The 18,265-nt window shown below is 25.1% G+C and carries 16 protein-coding genes; 8 read left to right on the forward strand and 8 right to left on the reverse strand.

Annotation, left to right across the window (positions count from 1 at the left end):
- The first annotated feature begins 3 nt into the window (after nt 1-3).
- From AVENP_RS06010 to AVENP_RS06030, 5 genes are read left to right on the forward strand one after another with little or no spacing between them, the layout of a single operon-like run.
- A complete protein-coding gene (locus tag AVENP_RS06010) occupies nt 4-450 on the forward strand; it encodes a disulfide oxidoreductase (RefSeq protein ID WP_172664231.1) in 447 nt (148 codons plus the stop codon).
- On the forward strand, nt 440-1,087 hold the full coding sequence (locus AVENP_RS06015) for a DsbA family protein (RefSeq protein ID WP_128358662.1): 648 nt from the start codon (nt 440-442) through the stop codon (nt 1,085-1,087). The genes AVENP_RS06010 and AVENP_RS06015 overlap by 11 nt, the downstream gene beginning before the upstream one ends.
- A gap of 11 nt (nt 1,088-1,098) precedes the next feature.
- Nucleotides 1,099-2,280 (forward strand): hypothetical protein, encoded by a 1,182-nt coding sequence (locus tag AVENP_RS06020; RefSeq protein ID WP_128358663.1) that lies wholly within the window; start codon nt 1,099-1,101, stop codon nt 2,278-2,280.
- Between the two features lies 1 nt (nt 2,281).
- Nucleotides 2,282-2,578 carry a hypothetical protein gene (locus AVENP_RS06025; protein WP_128358664.1) on the forward strand — a complete coding sequence of 99 codons (297 nt, stop codon included), beginning with the start codon at nt 2,282-2,284 and terminating at the stop codon, nt 2,576-2,578.
- The gene (locus AVENP_RS06030; protein ID WP_128358665.1) at nt 2,578-3,150 is read left to right on the forward strand and encodes a TlpA family protein disulfide reductase; all 573 of its coding nucleotides are present in this window, start codon (nt 2,578-2,580) and stop codon (nt 3,148-3,150) included. Before AVENP_RS06025 ends, AVENP_RS06030 begins: the two co-directional genes overlap by 1 nt.
- Here AVENP_RS06030 and AVENP_RS06035 read toward each other — a convergent pair.
- The 5 genes from AVENP_RS06035 to AVENP_RS06055 all read right to left on the reverse strand — a co-directional run bounded on the left by AVENP_RS06035 (nt 3,147) and on the right by AVENP_RS06055 (nt 8,407).
- The gene (locus tag AVENP_RS06035) at nt 3,147-3,782 is read right to left on the reverse strand and encodes an HAD family hydrolase (RefSeq protein WP_128358666.1); all 636 of its coding nucleotides are present in this window, start codon (nt 3,780-3,782) and stop codon (nt 3,147-3,149) included. The two genes, AVENP_RS06030 and AVENP_RS06035, sit on opposite strands and share 4 nt — an antisense overlap.
- Nucleotides 3,783-3,993: 211 nt before the next feature.
- Nucleotides 3,994-4,557: an LOG family protein gene (locus AVENP_RS06040; RefSeq protein WP_128358667.1), complete on the reverse strand. Its 564-nt coding sequence runs from the start codon at nt 4,555-4,557 to the stop codon at nt 3,994-3,996.
- Entirely contained in the window at nt 4,554-7,046 is a 2,493-nt protein-coding gene (locus tag AVENP_RS06045) for an efflux RND transporter permease subunit (protein WP_128358668.1), read from the reverse strand. The genes AVENP_RS06040 and AVENP_RS06045 overlap by 4 nt, the downstream gene beginning before the upstream one ends.
- Nucleotides 7,046-7,645: a Tgt2/MlaC family protein gene (locus AVENP_RS06050; RefSeq protein WP_128358669.1), complete on the reverse strand. Its 600-nt coding sequence runs from the start codon at nt 7,643-7,645 to the stop codon at nt 7,046-7,048. Before AVENP_RS06050 ends, AVENP_RS06045 begins: the two co-directional genes overlap by 1 nt.
- A gap of 9 nt (nt 7,646-7,654) precedes the next feature.
- A complete protein-coding gene (locus AVENP_RS06055; RefSeq protein WP_128358670.1) occupies nt 7,655-8,407 on the reverse strand; it encodes an MlaA family lipoprotein in 753 nt (250 codons plus the stop codon).
- Between the two features lie 175 nt (nt 8,408-8,582).
- Between AVENP_RS06055 and AVENP_RS06060 the strand changes: the two genes are divergently transcribed.
- From AVENP_RS06060 to AVENP_RS06070, 3 genes are all read left to right on the forward strand, one after another.
- The gene (locus AVENP_RS06060; RefSeq protein ID WP_128358671.1) at nt 8,583-9,293 is read left to right on the forward strand and encodes a YebC/PmpR family DNA-binding transcriptional regulator; all 711 of its coding nucleotides are present in this window, start codon (nt 8,583-8,585) and stop codon (nt 9,291-9,293) included.
- Nucleotides 9,294-9,433: 140 nt separating this feature from the next.
- Complete coding sequence (locus AVENP_RS06065) at nt 9,434-10,990, forward strand: AAA family ATPase (RefSeq protein ID WP_128358672.1); 1,557 nt, start codon at nt 9,434-9,436, stop codon at nt 10,988-10,990.
- Nucleotides 10,990-11,634: a hypothetical protein gene (locus AVENP_RS06070; protein WP_128358673.1), complete on the forward strand. Its 645-nt coding sequence runs from the start codon at nt 10,990-10,992 to the stop codon at nt 11,632-11,634. Before AVENP_RS06065 ends, AVENP_RS06070 begins: the two co-directional genes overlap by 1 nt.
- A 32-nt stretch (nt 11,635-11,666) precedes the next feature.
- Here AVENP_RS06070 and AVENP_RS06075 read toward each other — a convergent pair whose 3' ends face one another.
- The 3 genes from AVENP_RS06075 to AVENP_RS06085 are packed head-to-tail and all read right to left on the reverse strand — an operon-like array spanning nt 11,667 to nt 18,264.
- Nucleotides 11,667-13,796 carry an alpha/beta fold hydrolase gene (locus AVENP_RS06075; protein WP_128358674.1) on the reverse strand — a complete coding sequence of 710 codons (2,130 nt, stop codon included), beginning with the start codon at nt 13,794-13,796 and terminating at the stop codon, nt 11,667-11,669.
- On the reverse strand, nt 13,796-16,156 hold the full coding sequence (locus tag AVENP_RS06080; RefSeq protein WP_128358675.1) for an acyl-CoA dehydrogenase: 2,361 nt from the start codon (nt 16,154-16,156) through the stop codon (nt 13,796-13,798). The genes AVENP_RS06075 and AVENP_RS06080 overlap by 1 nt, the downstream gene beginning before the upstream one ends.
- Nucleotides 16,144-18,264: a 3-hydroxyacyl-CoA dehydrogenase NAD-binding domain-containing protein gene (locus AVENP_RS06085; RefSeq protein ID WP_172664233.1), complete on the reverse strand. Its 2,121-nt coding sequence runs from the start codon at nt 18,262-18,264 to the stop codon at nt 16,144-16,146. Before AVENP_RS06085 ends, AVENP_RS06080 begins: the two co-directional genes overlap by 13 nt.
- Between the last annotated feature and the right edge of the window lies 1 nt (nt 18,265).

Below are 18,265 nucleotides of genomic sequence, written 5' to 3' on the forward strand. Positions count from 1 at the left end.
TTTATGTCTTTAGATTTATCTAAAAGGTCAGACTCTTTGAGTTTGGCCTTTATTTTTTTGGCTTTTTTAGTCTCTTTAGTAGCAACATTAGGAAGTCTTTTTTTTTCACAAATAATGAATTTCATACCTTGCTCTTTATGTTGGTATCAAAGAATATTTATGTATCCTTTAGTATTTTTATTTTTAATAAATTTACTTTTTCCTGATGATAAAATATTTAAATATACTTTTCCAATAGTATTAATAGGTTGGAGTATCTCAATTTATCATAATTTATTAATGTATAAAATTATTCCTGAAGATTTATCACCTTGTGTTCAAGGTGTGCCTTGTTCAACTATGTATATTAATTGGTTAGGATTTATTACAATCCCTTTGTTATCTTTTTTTGCTTATACTATCATCCTTATTTTATTAATAATTTTAAAAAAGGAAATAAATGAAAAATAAAAAATTAGTAGGAATAACTCTATTTGTTTTAGTAGTTTTATTCATTGCATTAGGCTATTTTTACAAAAATAGTCAAAATAATAAAGAATCTTCTCTTGTATCTTCAAATACAACATCTTTGGTAAAACAACAATCAATATCATTTGGTGAAAATAAACAAAATGTTACAGTAGTTGAATTTTTAGACCCAGAATGTGAATCTTGCGCACTTTTTTATCCAATAATGAGAAAACTTTATAAAGAGCATTATTCTGATATAAAATTAGTAATTAGATATTTAGCGAATCATAAAAATTCAAAATTTGCTATTCAAATTCTTGAAGCTTCACGAGAACAAAATAAATACGAAGAAGTGTTAAATATTATCTTTGAAAAACAGTCACTTTGGGCAGACCATAATAATGAAAAACCAGAATTATTATGGACATTTTTATCACAAATAGATGGATTAAATATTGATAAATTAAAAGAAGATATGAAAAATCCTAAAATAGATGAAATTTTAAATAACGATGCAAAAGATGCAAAAGATTTAGAAGTTAGAGGAACACCAACGGTTTTTGTAAATAATAAAAAGTTACAAAGATTATCTGAAAAAGATTTATTCGATTTAGTTGAAACAGAAATTTACAAATAAAAGGAAAATTGATGGATGTTTTTGGAAAAGTAACTGATTTTATAACTCTTGTACAAGAATCAGATTATAATTTATCAATGATTTATTCTCAAGATCCAAATACTATTTATGTAATTCTATTGATTATGTTAGCTTTATTATTCGGAGTATTATTTACTTTGAATAATATAGTAAAAACTAAAGAGCTTTTAAATCTAATTTCAGAAATAAAAGATACAAAAGAGCTTGAAGAGTATAATAATAAACTAAATAAAATTGTTTTAGAATTGCCAAAAAGAGGTTTTAAACCAGCTAATAATCTAAACTCTTTAAAAGAAGTTATTTTAAAAAATCATTTAAATTTATTGAAAAATAAAAACATAAAAGAGAAGATTGAACAGTATAAATATTTATCAAATTCATATACTTCAATTTTTGAAAGTATGAAAAAGTTTAATATAAAAGATGGAATTAAATTCTATGAAAAAAAATCAAAAGATCTTTTAGATATAGAGTTATTTAAAGAGTTAGAAAATTACTACAAAAATACATATTTTAAAAAAGAAGATGCTGTTTTTGTTGATAGTATCGTTTCTTATGCAAATTCTACAGCAAATTCTAGTGATATTATTAATCCATTATTTATTCAAATAAATAGATTTGATTTTGGTTTTAACCTAGAACTATTTAAATTTATTAGAGCTTTAGATAAAAAGAAATCAGAGCGAATTTTTATTGAGTGCAATAAAAAAATGGATAATTTATTATCAAACGAATATGGTAAAGTTTCAGAAGTTATTTTGTTTTATATGTTAAAAAATGGTGAAGAAGATAAAGTTTATACTTATATCTCTACTTTAAAAGATTCTAAACATTTACAAAGTTTGTATTATAATTTATTTGCAAAAAAAGATGATATAAATTTAGATTTATCATTTATAAAAAATGAAACTAAGATTAATGAAAAATATAAAGATTATTTAGATAATCAAATTAGTCTAAACTGGAAAGATTTAAATTATGTAAATCATATAATAAAATCAGCAAATGTAGTTCAAACTTTAGGCCATGCTGATTACAGAATCATTTTAGAAAGAGTCGAAAAGTTAGAAAAAGAGCTTTTGGATAATCAAACAATACAGCAAGTTTTAGAAATCGCAAAACGAGCAGAAACAATAGCTAAAGAAGCTAAAGCAATAGCGAGAAGTAAATAATATGGAATATTTATTTGCTCTACTTTTAAGTGCTTTTTTCACGGTTGTTTATATCTATTTAAAAAAGAATAAAACAAATTTTGTAAAACCAAAAGCTGTAAAAAAAGATGAATTAATAGAAAATTATAAGGTTGAGCTTCAAGAAATTTTGAAAAAGTATGAAGATAATAAAGAGTTACAATTACAAGAGAAATTAAAATTTCTTAAAAGAGTAAATTATGAGTTGTCAATGAATATCTTTTTTGAACAAGAAGAAGCTAGAAATTTAATACAAGAATTATCAAATTTAGGAAAATAATGAAAAAGAGTTTTTTAGTAGGGTTATTGATTATTGGGTTTTTATTTAGTGGTTGTGATGACAAATCAACTATTGATAGTAGTGTAATTGCAAAAAAATCATTGCTGAGTAATAATTATGAATTTGTTCCTCAAATATTTAATTTAACTACAACAGATGATAAAACTATTAGTTTAAAAACAACACCAGATGGTATTGATTTTGATGAATACAAGGGTAAAAAAGCAGTTTTAATTGATGTTTTTGCAACTTGGTGTCCTCCTTGTATAGAAGAATTACCAATTCTTAAAGAAGTAAGAGAAAAATATAAAGATAATTTTGAAATAGTTTCTGTTTTATTCGAACATGACAGATTAAAACAAGAGATTAAAGATTTTATTTCTAAAAATGAAATTAATTATCCTATGACAATCGGTGAAGAAAATTTCAAATTAACAAAAGAGTTAGGTGATGTTCAAAAAGTTCCTGAAATGTTTTTATTTTCAAAAGATGGAAAATTTATCAAAAAGTTTGTAGGAAAAACTCCTAAAGAAGAGTTAGAACAATATATTGAAATGGCGATTGGAAACTAATTTAAAATAGTTTCCAATTCTTTTAGATTATCTATAAAATAACTAGCTTTTGAGAAGTCTTGAGTTCTTGTAAATTCATTTTTTACAATAACACACTCAATCCCAGCTTTGTGAGCTGCTGTTAAACCTCTTGTAGAGTCTTCAATCACAATAGCTTCATCTTTATTCGCTTTAAACATTTCTAAGCCTTTTAAGTAAGGTTCTGGATGTGGCTTTGCATAGTTATAATCTTCTTCACAAAGTACAAAATCCATATAATCAACAATTCCTAAATCTTTGTGAATTATTTCAAAATCCACTCTTCTTGAAGTTGTTACTATTCCCATTTTATATTTTTTTGATAGTTTTTCAAGTACTTCTTTTACTTGTGGTATTAAAATATTTTCAGTTCTTAAAAAGTTTTGATAATATAAATTTCTCTGATTTCTAGCTTTTTCTATTTCATTTGAAGAAAAACCTTTTTCAAATGCTTTTTGCCATATAGTAGTTCCTTCACTCATTATTTTCATATACTCTTCAAACTCTAAAGAGATATTAAAAAATTCTTCTAAAGCTATAATATTTGCTTTAAAATATAAAGGTTCAGTATGAACTAAAACGCCATCATTATCAAATAAGATATATTTTTTCATAAAAAGTTTTCCTGAGTTTAAATTAGATTAAATAAGAAAAAGGGAAGGTTATAGGCTTCCCTTTTGATTTGTATATATTAGGAGGAGAAATTAAAGTTAAATAAGTCTTAACATCGCAATTAAGTTATAATCAACCTGTAAAGTAATTATAATCCTTGAGCATTAACCTTTATTAAATAAAAGGTTAACAGAATGTAAATATAACAAAATTTTATTTTTCCCACTTATCTTTTGGTGCATTATAATTAGATATTCTTTCAATTATTTCATCAATATCATCAGAAACAATCAGCATATCAACATAAAGTTTATTGATAAATCCTTCTTTTACACTATTTCTTAAAAATTCAATTAAATGAGTGTAATAACCATTTATATTTAAAAAAGCACAAGGTTTTTTATGATAACCAAGTTGAGCAGAAGCTATAACATCAAAAATCTCTTCTAGTGTTCCATAACCTCCAGGAATTGCTATAAAAGCATCAGCAAACTCTGCCATTTTTTCTTTTCTTTGATTCATAGTATGAACTTTATGAATATTTGTGATACTTTTATTTTCTATCTCTTTAGATACTAAATCATGTGTTATTACACCTGTTACCGTATTATTGTGTTTTAGTGATTCATTTGAAATAACACCCATTAGTCCTTGTAGTGAACCACCATAAACAATATTAAAATTTTTTTGTGCTAATTTTTGAGCCAAGATTTTTGTTGATTCTTCATATATTTTATTGTTCCCAAAAGAAGAACCACAGTAAATTGCTACATTCATTTTTTCATATCCTTTAACTTTTCATAAGGTTTAAACATCAATAATAATTTTGGAAGTAGTAATAAATCAGCTGCTAATACACTAATCATTGTAATAACAGTCAATAATCCAAAATAAATAGTTGGGATTAAATTTGATAATACTAAAATAGAAAAACCAAGAATGATTACTAAAGAAGTATAATACATGGCATAACCAATACTTTGATGTGATCTTTTCATTGCATTTATATAATTATGGTCAACTCTAAACTCTTCTTCAAATCTATGAATAAAGTGAATAGTATCATCTACTCCAATTCCAATGGCAATTGCCGCAATTGTAATAGTCATAACATCCAAAGGGATATTTAACCAACCCATTATTCCAAAAATACTTGAAATTGGGATTATGTTTGATATTAAGGCTATTAGTGCAACTTTTATTGATCTAAATAGTATTAAGAACATTATAAATAAAACAATAATTGTAAATCCTAAAGTTGACACTTGTGAATTAAACAAAGATTGAAGCATATTGTTATATAAAACCATAAGATTTGATAATTTGTAAGTTGTTTCTTTATTTTTAATAATATCTCTTACATCATGGTTAATTTTATTTAATAAATCATTTCTTCTTAGATTTGGATTTGAATCTACTATTCTCATAGTGATTCTTGCTTCATTTTTATCAATATTTATATATGGAGAAAGAATTAATGTCTTATATTGCTCTGGTAATTGATTGTATAACAAGGCCAAAGTTATCCCATCTAATCTTTGTTCATTATTTAAAAGTTCTCCAACTTTTAATAAAGTAGCTAATGATTGAACTTTTCCAACTTCTGGAATAGATTCTAAATAATCATGAATAGCCATAATTACATCCATTTTATCTTGGCTAAACCAGTATTGTTTATCATCATTTTTTTCATCAAATTCATTTTCAAAATCATCAAATTCATTTTTATTTGTAGGGCTTGTAACTTTCTCAACTTTAGGTTCATCTTTAAATTTTATAATAATATCTAAAGGAGTTGTTCCTCCTAGTTCTTCATCAATTACTTTCATTCCTTTATAAATATCAGTAGATTTTTTGAAGTAATTTATGAAACTATTTTCAACAATTAATTTAGAAGCTCCTGTTACTGAAAAAATAATTGTAATAAGACTAACAATAATAATTGCTTTTCCATAGTGTTCTACTACATCTGAACATTTTTGAATAAAAGAAAATCTTGCAGTTTCTTTTTCATGTTCATCTTTTTTTTCCATTAATATTAAAATTACAGGAAAGGTAATAAAAGATAAAAATAGTGAAACAGCAATTCCTGTACTCATCATTAATCCTAAATTAATAACTGGTTCAATATGTGATAAGATTAAAGATGCAAATCCTACTATAGTTGTAATAATTGCAAAAAAAGATGGTTCAAGTTTTGATAAAACTGTGTTAATAACTAATTTATATTGGCTTGCATGTTTGTATTTTATATTTAATTCTCTATATCTTACAATTAAGTGTAAAACTATAGATATTGTTATTATTAGTTGCAGGGCAATAAAATTTGAAGAAATTACTGTAACTTCCCAACCAAATAATCCTAAAATTCCAGCTGTAGAAATCACTGAGATAAAACAAATTAATAGAGGAAGAATTATCCATCTAATATGTCTAAATATGTACCATAAGATAAATATTAAAATTAAAACTAAACTAGAACCATAAATTATTAAATCATTTTTAACATAACCTACAATATCACTAGCTATCATATTTACGCCACCCAAAAATATCTTATTATTGGGTTCATATTTTTTTATAATATTTCGGATACTGTGGATTTCAGCAGTCTCTTTATTTCTTATAAAATCTCTATAATTTTTAAATTCAATAATAACATTATCTAATTGTTGAGTCTCTTCTTTTGTAATCGTCTCATCTCTTTTTTTAGCAAGTAAAGAATTTCTTTTTTCTAAAAGTTCAAAATATTTTGTATCAGTTTCTAAATTTAATACTATAGCAGTTGTTTTAAAATCCTTACTTACAAGGTTGTTTTTATACAAAGGAGAAGTAAGAAATTCATTTTTTGCAAGTTTCTTATCAAAATCTTTAGTTTCTAAGGAATCAACTCCTGAAACTAAATCAGAAATAGGTCTAATTGGAGATAAAAGTAAAGGAACATTTAAAATCGAAGTGATACTTTTAACATTTTCAAGTTTTAGAAAATCATCAGAGATGTTTTTTATATCTTCTAAACTCTGTTTTGAAAGTAAGTCAGTTTTTGGAGAAAAAGTTACAAATAAAAAGTCAGAATTATTGTATGTTTTATTAACTTCTCTAAAAAACATTAAATCTTTATCATCATCTAGTAGAAGTGTTTCAGCAGAGGCATCTATTTCTACTTTGGTTGCATAATAACCTAAAGTAGAAACAAATATTGTTAAAATAAATAAAACAGCAATTGGATACTTAAATATGAAAGTATCATAAAATTTTTTAATCATTATTTTGAATTTGGATTTTCTAATAAAACCAACATTTCATCAAAAGTTTTTTCTTTTAATAAACCTTCAAATTGTTGTCTATATGTTTGAATAATACTAACACCAACTAAATCTACATCATAAATTAACCAATTTTGACCATCTTTTGATTTATTATAAAAATTATAATTAATTTTATAAATCCCATCTTTACCTAAAAGTTCAGTTTCAAGTTGTAGTCTTGAATCTCTGTATGGATTAAGACCTACAATTTTTACTTTTTGGTCATTATATAAATTTAATTTATCAATATATGAGTTTTTTAATTTTGTTTCAAATATTTTTGAAAACTCTTTTTGTTTATCTTGTGATAAAGTTGCCCAAGTTTTACCAAGGGCAATTTTAGCCATTAATTCATAATCAAAAACTTCATCAATTATTTTGATTATTTGTTTACCTTTTTCATCTGTAGATAAATTTTTTTGTTCTAAAACTGTCAAAACACTATCAATTTTTTTTGTCATTGTTGTTTGTATTTCATCTTGATTTAATGCATTAGCCGATGTTATTGCAAATACAATTAATAACAAAATTTTAAATAAACTACTTAATTTCGCCATATTATTTTTCTATTCCTCTATATCTTTTTTTCTTTTTTGTGAATAAATATCTCTTAAAAATGGATATAAATCTAAAGCATCTTTTTTCAAAGATTCATATTGTCCAAGTCTCAAAGATGTTGAATTAATTGCATCAAATGATTGGATTGCAATTTGTTGTTCGATATTGTTTGGTATTTTATATTTTATATCTCCATCACCAGTTATTGTTAATGGACTCAACCATGAATCAGTAGCAATACCTGTTATATCTCTTAAATTTGATGGGCCTAAAAATGGCAATACAATTGGAATTCCCTCACCAACTCCATAAAAACCTAAAGTTTGCCCAAAGTCTTCCTTATGAGCTTGAATATGAAGTTCACTTGTTGCTAAATCTAATACTCCACCAAGTCCCCAAAGGCTATTAATTAAAAATCTTTCTGCTTCTTCAAGTGAATTTTTGAATTTTAGTTGTAATAAATTATTTGAAAATCTTACTGGAAACATTATATTATCAAAAAAATTGTTTATTCCTATTCTAATTGGTTCAGGAGTTACATAAGCATAGCCTTCAGCAATAGGATTAACAAGATAAATAAATGTTTTATCGTTAAAAGTAGTCATTAATCTATTGTATCCACTCAATGGATCAAAGATATTTTCTTTTTTTGTTGAAAACTCAGAATCAAATTCATTAGTAAAATCATCGTTATTAGAAGTGTTATTCTCATTTGCAAAACTAAAAACAACTAACAAAATTACAAAAAGTAAATTTTTCAAATTAGTCCTTTCTTTTTAATAATTTAGCATTATATTCTAAATATTTAGAAACAATCATTAAGTGCTATTTTTTTGCTATTTATACTATTAATTATTTATAGAAAATTAACTCATAAAGTATTTATTACAAACTTGCTATAATGGCCAAAATTTTGAAAAATAAATCGGAGTTATTATGGGTAGAGCCTTTGAATATAGAAAAGCAGCAAAAATGAAAAGATGGGGAAACATGTCAAGAGTTTTCCCAAAACTTGCAAAAGCAATTGAAATGGCAGCAAAAGCTGGTGTTCCAGATCCTGAAATGAATTCAGCATTAAGAACAGCTATTTTAAATGCAAAAGCTGAAAATATGCCAAAAACAAATATTGATGCAGCAATAAAAAGAGCTTCAGGGAAAGATTCAGCAAGTTTTGCAGAAGTTAATTTTGAGGGTAAAGGTCCACACGGAGTTTTAATTTTTGTAGAAACAGCAACTGATAATAATACAAGAACTGTCGCAAATGTTAAAATGTATTTTAACAAAACACAAGGACAAGTAGTTCCTACTGGTTCTTTAGAGTTTTTCTTTGATAGAAAAGCTATTTTTGAATTTGCAAAACCTGCTGGTATGGAAATTGAAGATTTAGAATTAGAATTAATTGATGCTGGTTTAGAAGAGATTGAAGAAGAAGATGGAATCGTATTAGTTACAGCTGATTATAAAGATTTTGGAACTTTAAATAAAGCATTTGAAGATATGGGAATTGAACTTACAAAAGCTAAACTAGAAAGAATTGCAAATAATCCTCAAGAATTTACAGAAGCTCAACAAGAAGATATTGGTAAATTAATCGAAAAACTTGAAGATGATGATGATGTTCAAGCTGTTTATACAAATATCGCTTAAATAATCTACTTACATATTTTCCAATTTTTTGGAAAATATGTTTTCTTATTTCACACTTTTTTCATTATTATTTATAAGTAAGTTAGTTTTATTTAGATAAAATCTAGTAATTAAGCACAAAAATAGGTGGCAAATATATAATGAAAATATCTCATTTAGTAATAAAAAACTTTAAACAATTCAAAGATTTATCATTAGATTTAACATATCCAAAAGGACATGAAAATGAAGGGCAGCCTTTAAATAAAATTTGTATCATTGGACAAAGCGGTACAGGAAAAACTAACCTTTTAGATATTATTAAAAAATCTGTAATAGATTTTAGTAATAATCAAACTTCTTATAAACCTTTTAATGAATTTGTAGGACAATCTACTGATGATAAATATATAACTAATACTTTTGTTACAAAATCAAATATTGAAGTTAAAGCACTTTTTACAAAAGATAAATCACAAATTGATTTCCAAAAAAAAAATGATTTAGAATTATTTAGTAGTTTTGAGAAAAACTATTTCGTTGGAACAAAAGATTATTCATCATTTAATAAAATTGTTGAAAATAAAGAAATTGATACTCAAAAAATGACATCATCTGATAAAGCTTTGCTAGATAAATTAACAAGTGCGAAAGCTGAATTAATTTTAAATAGTTTAAGTTCTAATAAAATGGCGGAATTCTATAAAAATGCAACAACAATTGGTCGATGGGGAGGATATAATAAATTTTTAGAAAAAAGTGATGATGAAAAATTAAGAGATATTAATTCCGCGATAAATGATTTAGAATCAAAATATCAAAATAATGATACGATTGAACATTCTCTAAAAAAATTAAAAGCTCAAAATTTCATTGATAAATATGTTATAAATATAAATGATGAAAATGAAAATATTTGGGAAATAATGAAATCTAAAATTGAAGATTATCAGAATTTACGAAGTCAATATAATGACTTATTAACTTCAAAACTTTTAGAAGATGATAGATATTCAAAAGAAAATTATCGACAAGATATTTTAGATTGGGAATCTAAAAATGAAAATTTGCTGGAAAAAATATCTTTTGTTTTGAATGATATTTTAAAATATTTTAATTTAGAACTTACAAAAATTGATGAAAATCAAAAAAATTATAATGGACTAATTTTTAAAGACTTATCAAATGGAAATATTATTGATTATGAAAATTTAAGTACAGGTACAAAAAATCTTATTTCAACATTTATACCTTTAAAAACTTATGCACCAAAAGATAGTATTTTACTTATTGATGAGCCTGAAAACTCTTTTTATCCAAATATACAAAAATTATTAACAAATTTATATATGGAAGCAGGAGAGAATAATCAGATTATATTTGCTACACATTCACCGATTATTGCTTCAAATTTTGAACCATGGGAAGTTGTGGAGCTAAAATTTGACAAAAACAATCAGATTTATAGAGAAGTTTATTTTGAAGGTGAAAATCATATTAATAACTATTTTGTAGACCCTAGAATGCTTACATGGACTGGAATTCTAACAGAAGTATTTGATTTATCTGAAGACTCAAATTTTTCATTTCGAGAAAAAAAATTAATGGAATATGCAACTTTCAAGGCTGAGATAAAGGTATTACAAGATGAAAAAGAGAAAGAATTAAAATTTATTGAATTAAAAAAAATATCTAAAATTTTAGGTTTAAAAAACTAATGCAAAAAATAGATAAAAGCCAAATTCTTTCAAATAATTATAAAACTTGGCATGATAGTTTGGGTGATAGTCATCCCATATATAATAGTTCAAGTAATAAACATTATGACGATATAAAAATGAGTTTGTTATATTGTCAAAAAGGTTTATGTGCTTATACTGAAGAGATTTTATGTGATGAAAAATATATTGACACATTAAATTGGAATGATGTTAAATATAACACTTCTTTAACAGCAGAAGAAAAAAATAAGATTCAAGGTGATTTAGAACATTTTGATGAGAGTTTAAAGCCTCAAAAAGCTTGGCTTTGGGACAATCTTTTTGTTGTTCATACTCATATAAATTGTAGAGTTAAACATACAAAACCTATTAAATATATTTTGAAACCTGATTCTCCAACCTATGACCCATACAAATATTTAGATTTTGATTATGAAACGGGTGTATTTTTCCCAAATATTGATTTATTAGAAAATGAAAAAGAAGAGGTCTCTTATATGATTGAAATTTTAGGTTTAAATTGTCTTTTTTCTCAAAGAAAAAAACAGCTTCAAGAGTGGAAAGAGAGAATTGAAGTTGGATTATCTGTAAATCCTTATAGATTTATAACTGCTTGGAATATGACTTTAAAAAATTTATAATAAACTAAAGGTGAAATTTTTTTTATTTTGTCTTAATTACTCTTTTTTAAATTTAATCTTTTTATAAAATCATAAATAAAATCAAATAACTCTTTTGTATCTTCTTGTGTAACTATTACATGATTTGCTGAATCTATAATTTTTATACTTTTATTTGTTGAATTAACTTTCTCAAATATTTCATAAGCAGAAGTAGGATTTACAACAGGATCATCTTTTGCTTGTAATATTAAGATTGGTTTTTGCACTTTCTCTAAATTTTTTCTTGTTTTCTTCATTAGTAATTCTAATTGTTCAATGGAATCAATATAATGTTTGTCATAGTTAATATCTGGATTTTGAGGATAATTATCCACATATTCTTTTTGGTATTTTTCTTCATTAAAAGCTTTTAATATATCATTCCAAAATGAAATTGCAGGTAATAAGGTTTTAATTCTCATATCATTTAAATGCAGTGCTGCATTTATACAAACAAGACCTGAAAACTCTTTATAACATTTTTTTGTACTTAAAAGTGCTAATAATCCACCAGTTGAAAAACCAATTATAAAAACTTTCTCATATTTTAATGAAGCAATACTTATTGCTCTTGAAATACTATTGTACCAATCTTGCCAAGTTTTATTTTTTAAATCCTCTGCTACTGTTCCATGCCCATCAAGTCTTGGAGTATAAACATTCAAATTTTTAGAATTTAAAAAAAGTGCTAATTTTTCCATCTCTTTTGGCGCTGATGAAAATCCATGAATTGCAATTACACAAGTGTTAGAATCTTTTGCTTCAAAATATTTTGCATTCCCAATATCTTTTGGTTTCAATTTTAATGCATATTTATATTTTTCATAAGATTTGTCAAACTCATCTTTTTCTTGATTTTGAAGTAATAAAAGTAAATCTTGATTGTTATTTTCTTCTTTTTTTGAAACGATTTTTTTTACAATACTAAGACTTTTTTGACTTATTAAAATTTCATTTAAAATTACTTTTAAAATATTTTTTAATCTAATTGTATTATGAGTATAGTTATCAAGTAATTTTTCTTTATTGATTACATATCTATCCTCGTCAATATTTATAATATTATCGTTAAGTGCAACTTTTAGAATATCTTCAAATTTCTCAAATTTTTCATAAGAAATTAGTTGAATCAGATTTTTATTTATTTGATTATCTAAAAATAGATTCTGATTTTGCATTTCTTGAATACTCATATAAATCAATCTTTTAAAATAGTTTATATTAATACTTTTTTGTGAATATAAAAATAAGGTTAAGATAAAAATATGGTCAAAATTAATAGTTAATGATTCATATATTTTATCCATAAAATCATGGGTTATTTCATATCTTAATTTATTAATTATTGTTTCTTGTGAGAAATCTTTTTTATATAAATTTTTTATTATATCTTTTGTTGAAATTGGTTCTAAAATTCTTATAGTTATTTTTGAATTTAGAATAATATTACTTTCAATTTCAAGCTCTTCTTTGAAATTTTCACCTAAATCGTCGATTAGTTTTTTAGTCATATCAACTAAAAAGTTATCTCCATTTCTAAGTTTTGAATAACTTATATTTATTGGAACTATTAATGTTTCATTTTTATCTATATCTTTACAATCATTTACAAAATATTTTTTGCTAAATTCTTCATAATTATCTATTTTATAATCAAAATATTTTTCTCTGAAAAATTGTGATGATAGGGCAAAAACTGCTGCTCCTGTATAAACTCTTTGACAAGTTTCATCGATTTTCACACAAAAATTTTTATCAATTTTTGAAATATCTTTGGCTTTTACCATCATTCCTTCTGGAAAAATCATCCAATCTTTACATGAAGTTATTAAGTCACCAATTATATGTTCGTTTCTATTTTTAGCACTTTTTTTTAAAGCACCTAAATTACTCAAAAAAGTTCCAAAAAAACCTTTGAACAATGAATCATCAGCAATCACTCCAACTTTTTTATTTGTTAGATTATATAAAGTATAAGGAACTAACATAGCTTCAATTCTAGTGAAGTGATTTGCTACAAATATTTTTGGATTTGAAGTGGGAATATTTTCTATTCCTTTTACTTCAATATTAGCATTTAAAATCTTTTCTAAAAGACTTAGAACATAACCATTTATATTTATTAGCAAATCATTGTGCATTATCTTTGAACCTTATAAATAGTTGCTTCAAAAGAATCAACACTTATTACTTCTTGTTTTAAAGCGTGGGCATTTTTTAATTTTTCTATCTCTTGTGCAGTTAAAATATTTTTTTCTAAAAGTTGAGTCAACATATTTTCAAAACTATCTTTTTTTATAGTTTCATTTTTAATTGCATCTTTTAGTTTTTTAAATCCAACTTCACACTCTTTATTTTGTTTTACTGCTTCTTGAATAAGATTTAATCTATCTTTTTCATTTGAAGAGATAAATAAAGATGAAGTTAAACTTTTTAGATAATCTTGATTATTTAAATTTTTAACTATTTTTGCATTTAATTTATCTTTTGATTTTATTGAAAATGGATTTATTTTTACAAGTGGAAGTAAAAATCCTATATATCCAATATTTGAAATAATCTCTTCACGTGCAATTTGTATTTCGTTAAAACAATAATTACAAATATAATCAACTAAATCTCTATCTACTTCATTTGGATTATTTTCAAACTCTCTTAAAGTTGCAGTTATTAAATAACAATTTGATAAAATATCCCCAAATCTTGCACTTATATTTTCTCGTTTTTTCAAACTGGACCCTAAAATTCCTAAAGCTACATTTGTTAAAAGAGTAAATTCACTACTAACCCAAAGAAGTTTTTGTTTATATCTTCTAAATTCACCTTTTTGGTAACTAAACTTAGCTCTTGTAAAATAGAAAGCCAATGATTTTGCAAATGAGTTAAAACCTAAAGTAATATGAGCAAAAAAAGCTTTATCAAAATTTTCAATATTATTGTTTTTTAATGCAGTTATTTCTGAATAAATATATGGATGAGATTTGATTAAACCTTGTCCAAATTGCATTAAATTTCTAGTTAAAATATTTGCACCCTCAACTGTAATTGAAATAGGAATTGCAAAATAAGCGTGAGCTAAAAGATTGTTCTCACCTCTAATAATTGCACTTCCTCCTAAAACATCCATTGCATCATTTATTACAGTTCTAAATTTTTCAGTTGCATGGTATTTCATAATAGAGTTTATAACTCCTGGTTTTACACCATCATCAATTGCATCTAAAGTGAAGTTTCTAGCACTATTTAACATATAAGTAAAGGCTGCAATTTTCGCAATTTTTTCTTCAACACCTTCAAAATAATTAATACTAAGTCCAAATTGCTCTCTTAATTGTGAATATGAAGCCACAACATTAAGTGCTAATTTACTTCCACCAAGACTCACACTTGGAAGTGAAATTCCTCGACCAATTGATAAAGATTCAACAAGCATTTGCCAACCTTTTCCAATACCATCTTTTTCACCTATGATATTTTCCATATCAATAATTACATCTTTCCCATAAAGTGGAGAGTTTACAAATGGAATTCCAAGTGGGTCATGTCGTTTAGAATTATCAAGTCCAGGAGTTTTAGAATCAATTACTGCAAAGGTAATTCCTAAATCTTCATTTTCACCAAGTAGATGTTCAGGATCTTTTAAAACAAAGGCAAGACCAATTAAAGTGGCAATGTTTCCTAAAGTAATATATCTTTTTTCAAAGTTTAGTTTGATTTTTAATTCACCATTTTCATCTTTGAAAACTACACCATTTGAAGTTATTGAAGTTGCATCACTTCCAGCATTTGGTTCAGTTAGTCCAAAACAAGGAACTAATATTCCATGGGCTAAATCACTTAAATATTTATCTTTTTGTGCCTGAGTTCCATGTTTTAAAATAAGCTCAGCAGGTCCAAGTGAGTTTGGAACCATTATTGTAATTGCCAAAACTTGTGATCTTGAAACTAATTTTTCAATAACCTTTGAGTGAGCAGTGGCACTGAAACCAAGTCCTTCATACTCTTTTGGAATAATCATTCCAAAGAATTTTTTATCTTTGATAAATTGCCAAACTTGTGGACTTAAATCTCTATTTTGGAAGATTTCCCAATCAGTTGTCATCTCACAAAGTTCATTTACTTCATTGTCTAAAAAGTCTTGTTCTTCTTTTGAAAGAGTTGTAACTCTTTGAGCATTTATCTCTTTGAAATTAACTTGAGCATTAAAAAAGTTTGACTCAACCCAATTTGTTCCAGCTTGTAAAGCTGCTTCTTCAGTTGCTGATATTTTTGGTAATAAGCCTTTTTTATTTATAAAAGCTACAAGTTTACTTGAGATAAATTTTATTCTCAAACTTGGAATTAAAAAAATAGCACCTAAAACTATAAATATAAACCAAAAAATAACTCCAACATCACAAAATGCAAAAGTATAAGCTCCAACTAGAACAAAATAACTGTAAAGTGGAAATGAATAAAATCCAAAAACTAAAATAATAAATAGTAAAATTAGCGTTTCCATAGTGACTCTCCCGTTTCAAAATCTTCGTGTTCTTCAACTAATTTGATTAAAAGATTAGATGGAGTAAATCTACTTCCACAATCTTTTTCAAATTTTCTTAATGATTCTAAGATATTTTTTAAACCAACTTCGTTTGCATAAGTTAATAATCCACCTTTATAAGGTGGAAATCCAGTTCCTGTAATCATTGCAAAATCAATTATTGCAGCTTCTGTCACGATATTTTCTTCAAGACATCTTGAAGCTTCATTTATCATAATATACAGACATCTTTGAACTATCTCTTCATCTTGAAAAATTTTACTGTTATTTTGTAGCATTGACGTAACATGTTCATTCACATAATCATCTTTTCCATCATATTGATAAAAACCACCAGTTTCACCCTTCTTACCCAGATATTTTGCATCATACATTTTTTCAATTATTGGAGCAACTGGCATTCTATATCCATACTCTTCATGTAAAATTGTTGCAACTTTGTATCCCACATCAATTCCAACTGTATCAGCAAGGGCAAATGGTCCCATTGGCATACCAAACTCTTTTATTAGATAATCAATATGATCAACTCTTGAACCCTCACTTAAAATAAAAGCAGCTTCATTTAAATATGGAAGTAAAATTCTATTTACAATAAATCCAGCACAATCTTTCACTAAAATTGGAGTTTTTCCACAAGAAATAAGAAGTTCAAAAACTTTGTTTATTGTCTCTTTAGAAGTATATTGTGAGGGAATTACTTCAACCAAAGGCATTAAATTTACTGGATTAAAAAAGTGAACTCCTAGGAAATTTTCTTTGTTTTTTAGTTCAGTTCCTAATTTTTCTATTGAAATAGATGAAGTATTTGTAGCAATTATTGCATTTTCATTACAAACTTTTTCTATTTGTTCATAAGTTTCTTTTTTTGTTTTTTCATCTTCAATTATTGCTTCAATAATAAAATCAAAGTGCTTAAATCCATCAAAATTTTGTGTATATGAAATTTTATTTAATTTAAAATCAACTTCATTTTTTGTCATTTTTTTAGTTTTTATTAAATAAGAATATATTTTTGACACATCTTTAATTATGTCGTGAGCTTGTGAAACATCTCTTAGTTTAATTCTTACATCTTTTAAATATTTTGAGAATAACCAGATAATTCCTTTTCCCATTACTCCATTTCCAAGAACTACAGTGTTTGAAATAGGATTTGAAGTTTTTTCAAAATTTTTATTTAACTTTTCAAAAATGAAAAATAGTTTTATTAGATTTTTTGACTCTTTAGTAATTGCAATTTGTGAAAATTGCGTTGCTTCAAGCTTATTTGCAAACTCTATATCTTTATTTATTGTCTCTTTTATAACTTTTAAAGCTGCAAATGGAGCTTTAAATACTGGATTTACTTTAGTTTCTAATTTTTTTAGGGCTCTACTAAAAATAATTTCATTTAGAGGAGGGAAATTTAGAATATAAAAACTATTTCTACTTCCTAATGTTTTATTAATAGCCTTTTTTATGAAATTATCTAACATAAACTCTTTTTGAGCATTATCAAAAATCTCATCTGCAAGATTTATTTTATAAGCTTTTTTTGCATCTATACTTTTGCCTGTTAGAATTAAATCTAAAGCATTCACAAGTCCTATTAATTTTGGAGCTCTATAAGTTCCTGCAAAACCTGGGAATATTCCTAGTTTTATCTCTGGAAATGCAACTTTTGTTTTTGGATTTGTACTCATTACTCTATATTTACAAGCAAGGGCAAGTTCGAGTCCTCCACCCATACAAGCACCATTTATATAGGCAATTGTTGGGATTGTAAAATTTTCAAGTTTATTAAATATTTTATGAACTTCCATTAATGCATCATAAATATCATTTTCATTTTTTAGTTGCTCAATCTGTTTAATATCAGCACCAGCAATAAAAATATCTTTTTTTGCACTATCTATTACAAGGGCTTTTATTGTGTGGTCTTGTTGAACTAGATTTAGCTTTTCATCAAACTCTTTTAATACTTCAAAAGATAGTGTATTTATCTTCTCATTTTGTAAATCAAAAGTTATAGTTGCTATTTCTTGATTAATTTCAAATTTTATATTATTTATTAAATTGCTCATA

Origin of the sequence: Arcobacter venerupis, from assembly GCF_013201665.1 — a bacterium.
In the GTDB taxonomy this organism is placed as follows: domain Bacteria; phylum Campylobacterota; class Campylobacteria; order Campylobacterales; family Arcobacteraceae; genus Aliarcobacter; species Aliarcobacter venerupis.

What these genes read in the sequence shown, in the direction of transcription:
- AVENP_RS06040 (WP_128358667.1), bottom strand. Translation starts at nt 4,557, where the DNA reads ATGAATGTAGCAATTTACTGTGGTTCTTCTTTTGGGAACAATAAAATA.
- AVENP_RS06075 (WP_128358674.1), bottom strand. Translation starts at nt 13,796, where the DNA reads ATGCACAATGATTTGCTAATAAATATAAATGGTTATGTTCTAAGTCTT.
- AVENP_RS06010 (WP_172664231.1), top strand. Translation starts at nt 4, where the DNA reads ATGTCTTTAGATTTATCTAAAAGGTCAGACTCTTTGAGTTTGGCCTTT.
- AVENP_RS06050 (WP_128358669.1), bottom strand. Translation starts at nt 7,645, where the DNA reads ATGGCGAAATTAAGTAGTTTATTTAAAATTTTGTTATTAATTGTATTT.
- AVENP_RS06070 (WP_128358673.1), top strand. Translation starts at nt 10,990, where the DNA reads ATGCAAAAAATAGATAAAAGCCAAATTCTTTCAAATAATTATAAAACT.
- AVENP_RS06015 (WP_128358662.1), top strand. Translation starts at nt 440, where the DNA reads ATGAAAAATAAAAAATTAGTAGGAATAACTCTATTTGTTTTAGTAGTT.
- AVENP_RS06030 (WP_128358665.1), top strand. Translation starts at nt 2,578, where the DNA reads ATGAAAAAGAGTTTTTTAGTAGGGTTATTGATTATTGGGTTTTTATTT.
- AVENP_RS06065 (WP_128358672.1), top strand. Translation starts at nt 9,434, where the DNA reads ATGAAAATATCTCATTTAGTAATAAAAAACTTTAAACAATTCAAAGAT.
- AVENP_RS06035 (WP_128358666.1), bottom strand. Translation starts at nt 3,782, where the DNA reads ATGAAAAAATATATCTTATTTGATAATGATGGCGTTTTAGTTCATACT.
- AVENP_RS06085 (WP_172664233.1), bottom strand. Translation starts at nt 18,264, where the DNA reads ATGAGCAATTTAATAAATAATATAAAATTTGAAATTAATCAAGAAATA.
- AVENP_RS06025 (WP_128358664.1), top strand. Translation starts at nt 2,282, where the DNA reads ATGGAATATTTATTTGCTCTACTTTTAAGTGCTTTTTTCACGGTTGTT.
- AVENP_RS06080 (WP_128358675.1), bottom strand. Translation starts at nt 16,156, where the DNA reads ATGGAAACGCTAATTTTACTATTTATTATTTTAGTTTTTGGATTTTAT.
- AVENP_RS06020 (WP_128358663.1), top strand. Translation starts at nt 1,099, where the DNA reads ATGGATGTTTTTGGAAAAGTAACTGATTTTATAACTCTTGTACAAGAA.
- AVENP_RS06060 (WP_128358671.1), top strand. Translation starts at nt 8,583, where the DNA reads ATGGGTAGAGCCTTTGAATATAGAAAAGCAGCAAAAATGAAAAGATGG.
- AVENP_RS06045 (WP_128358668.1), bottom strand. Translation starts at nt 7,046, where the DNA reads ATGATTAAAAAATTTTATGATACTTTCATATTTAAGTATCCAATTGCT.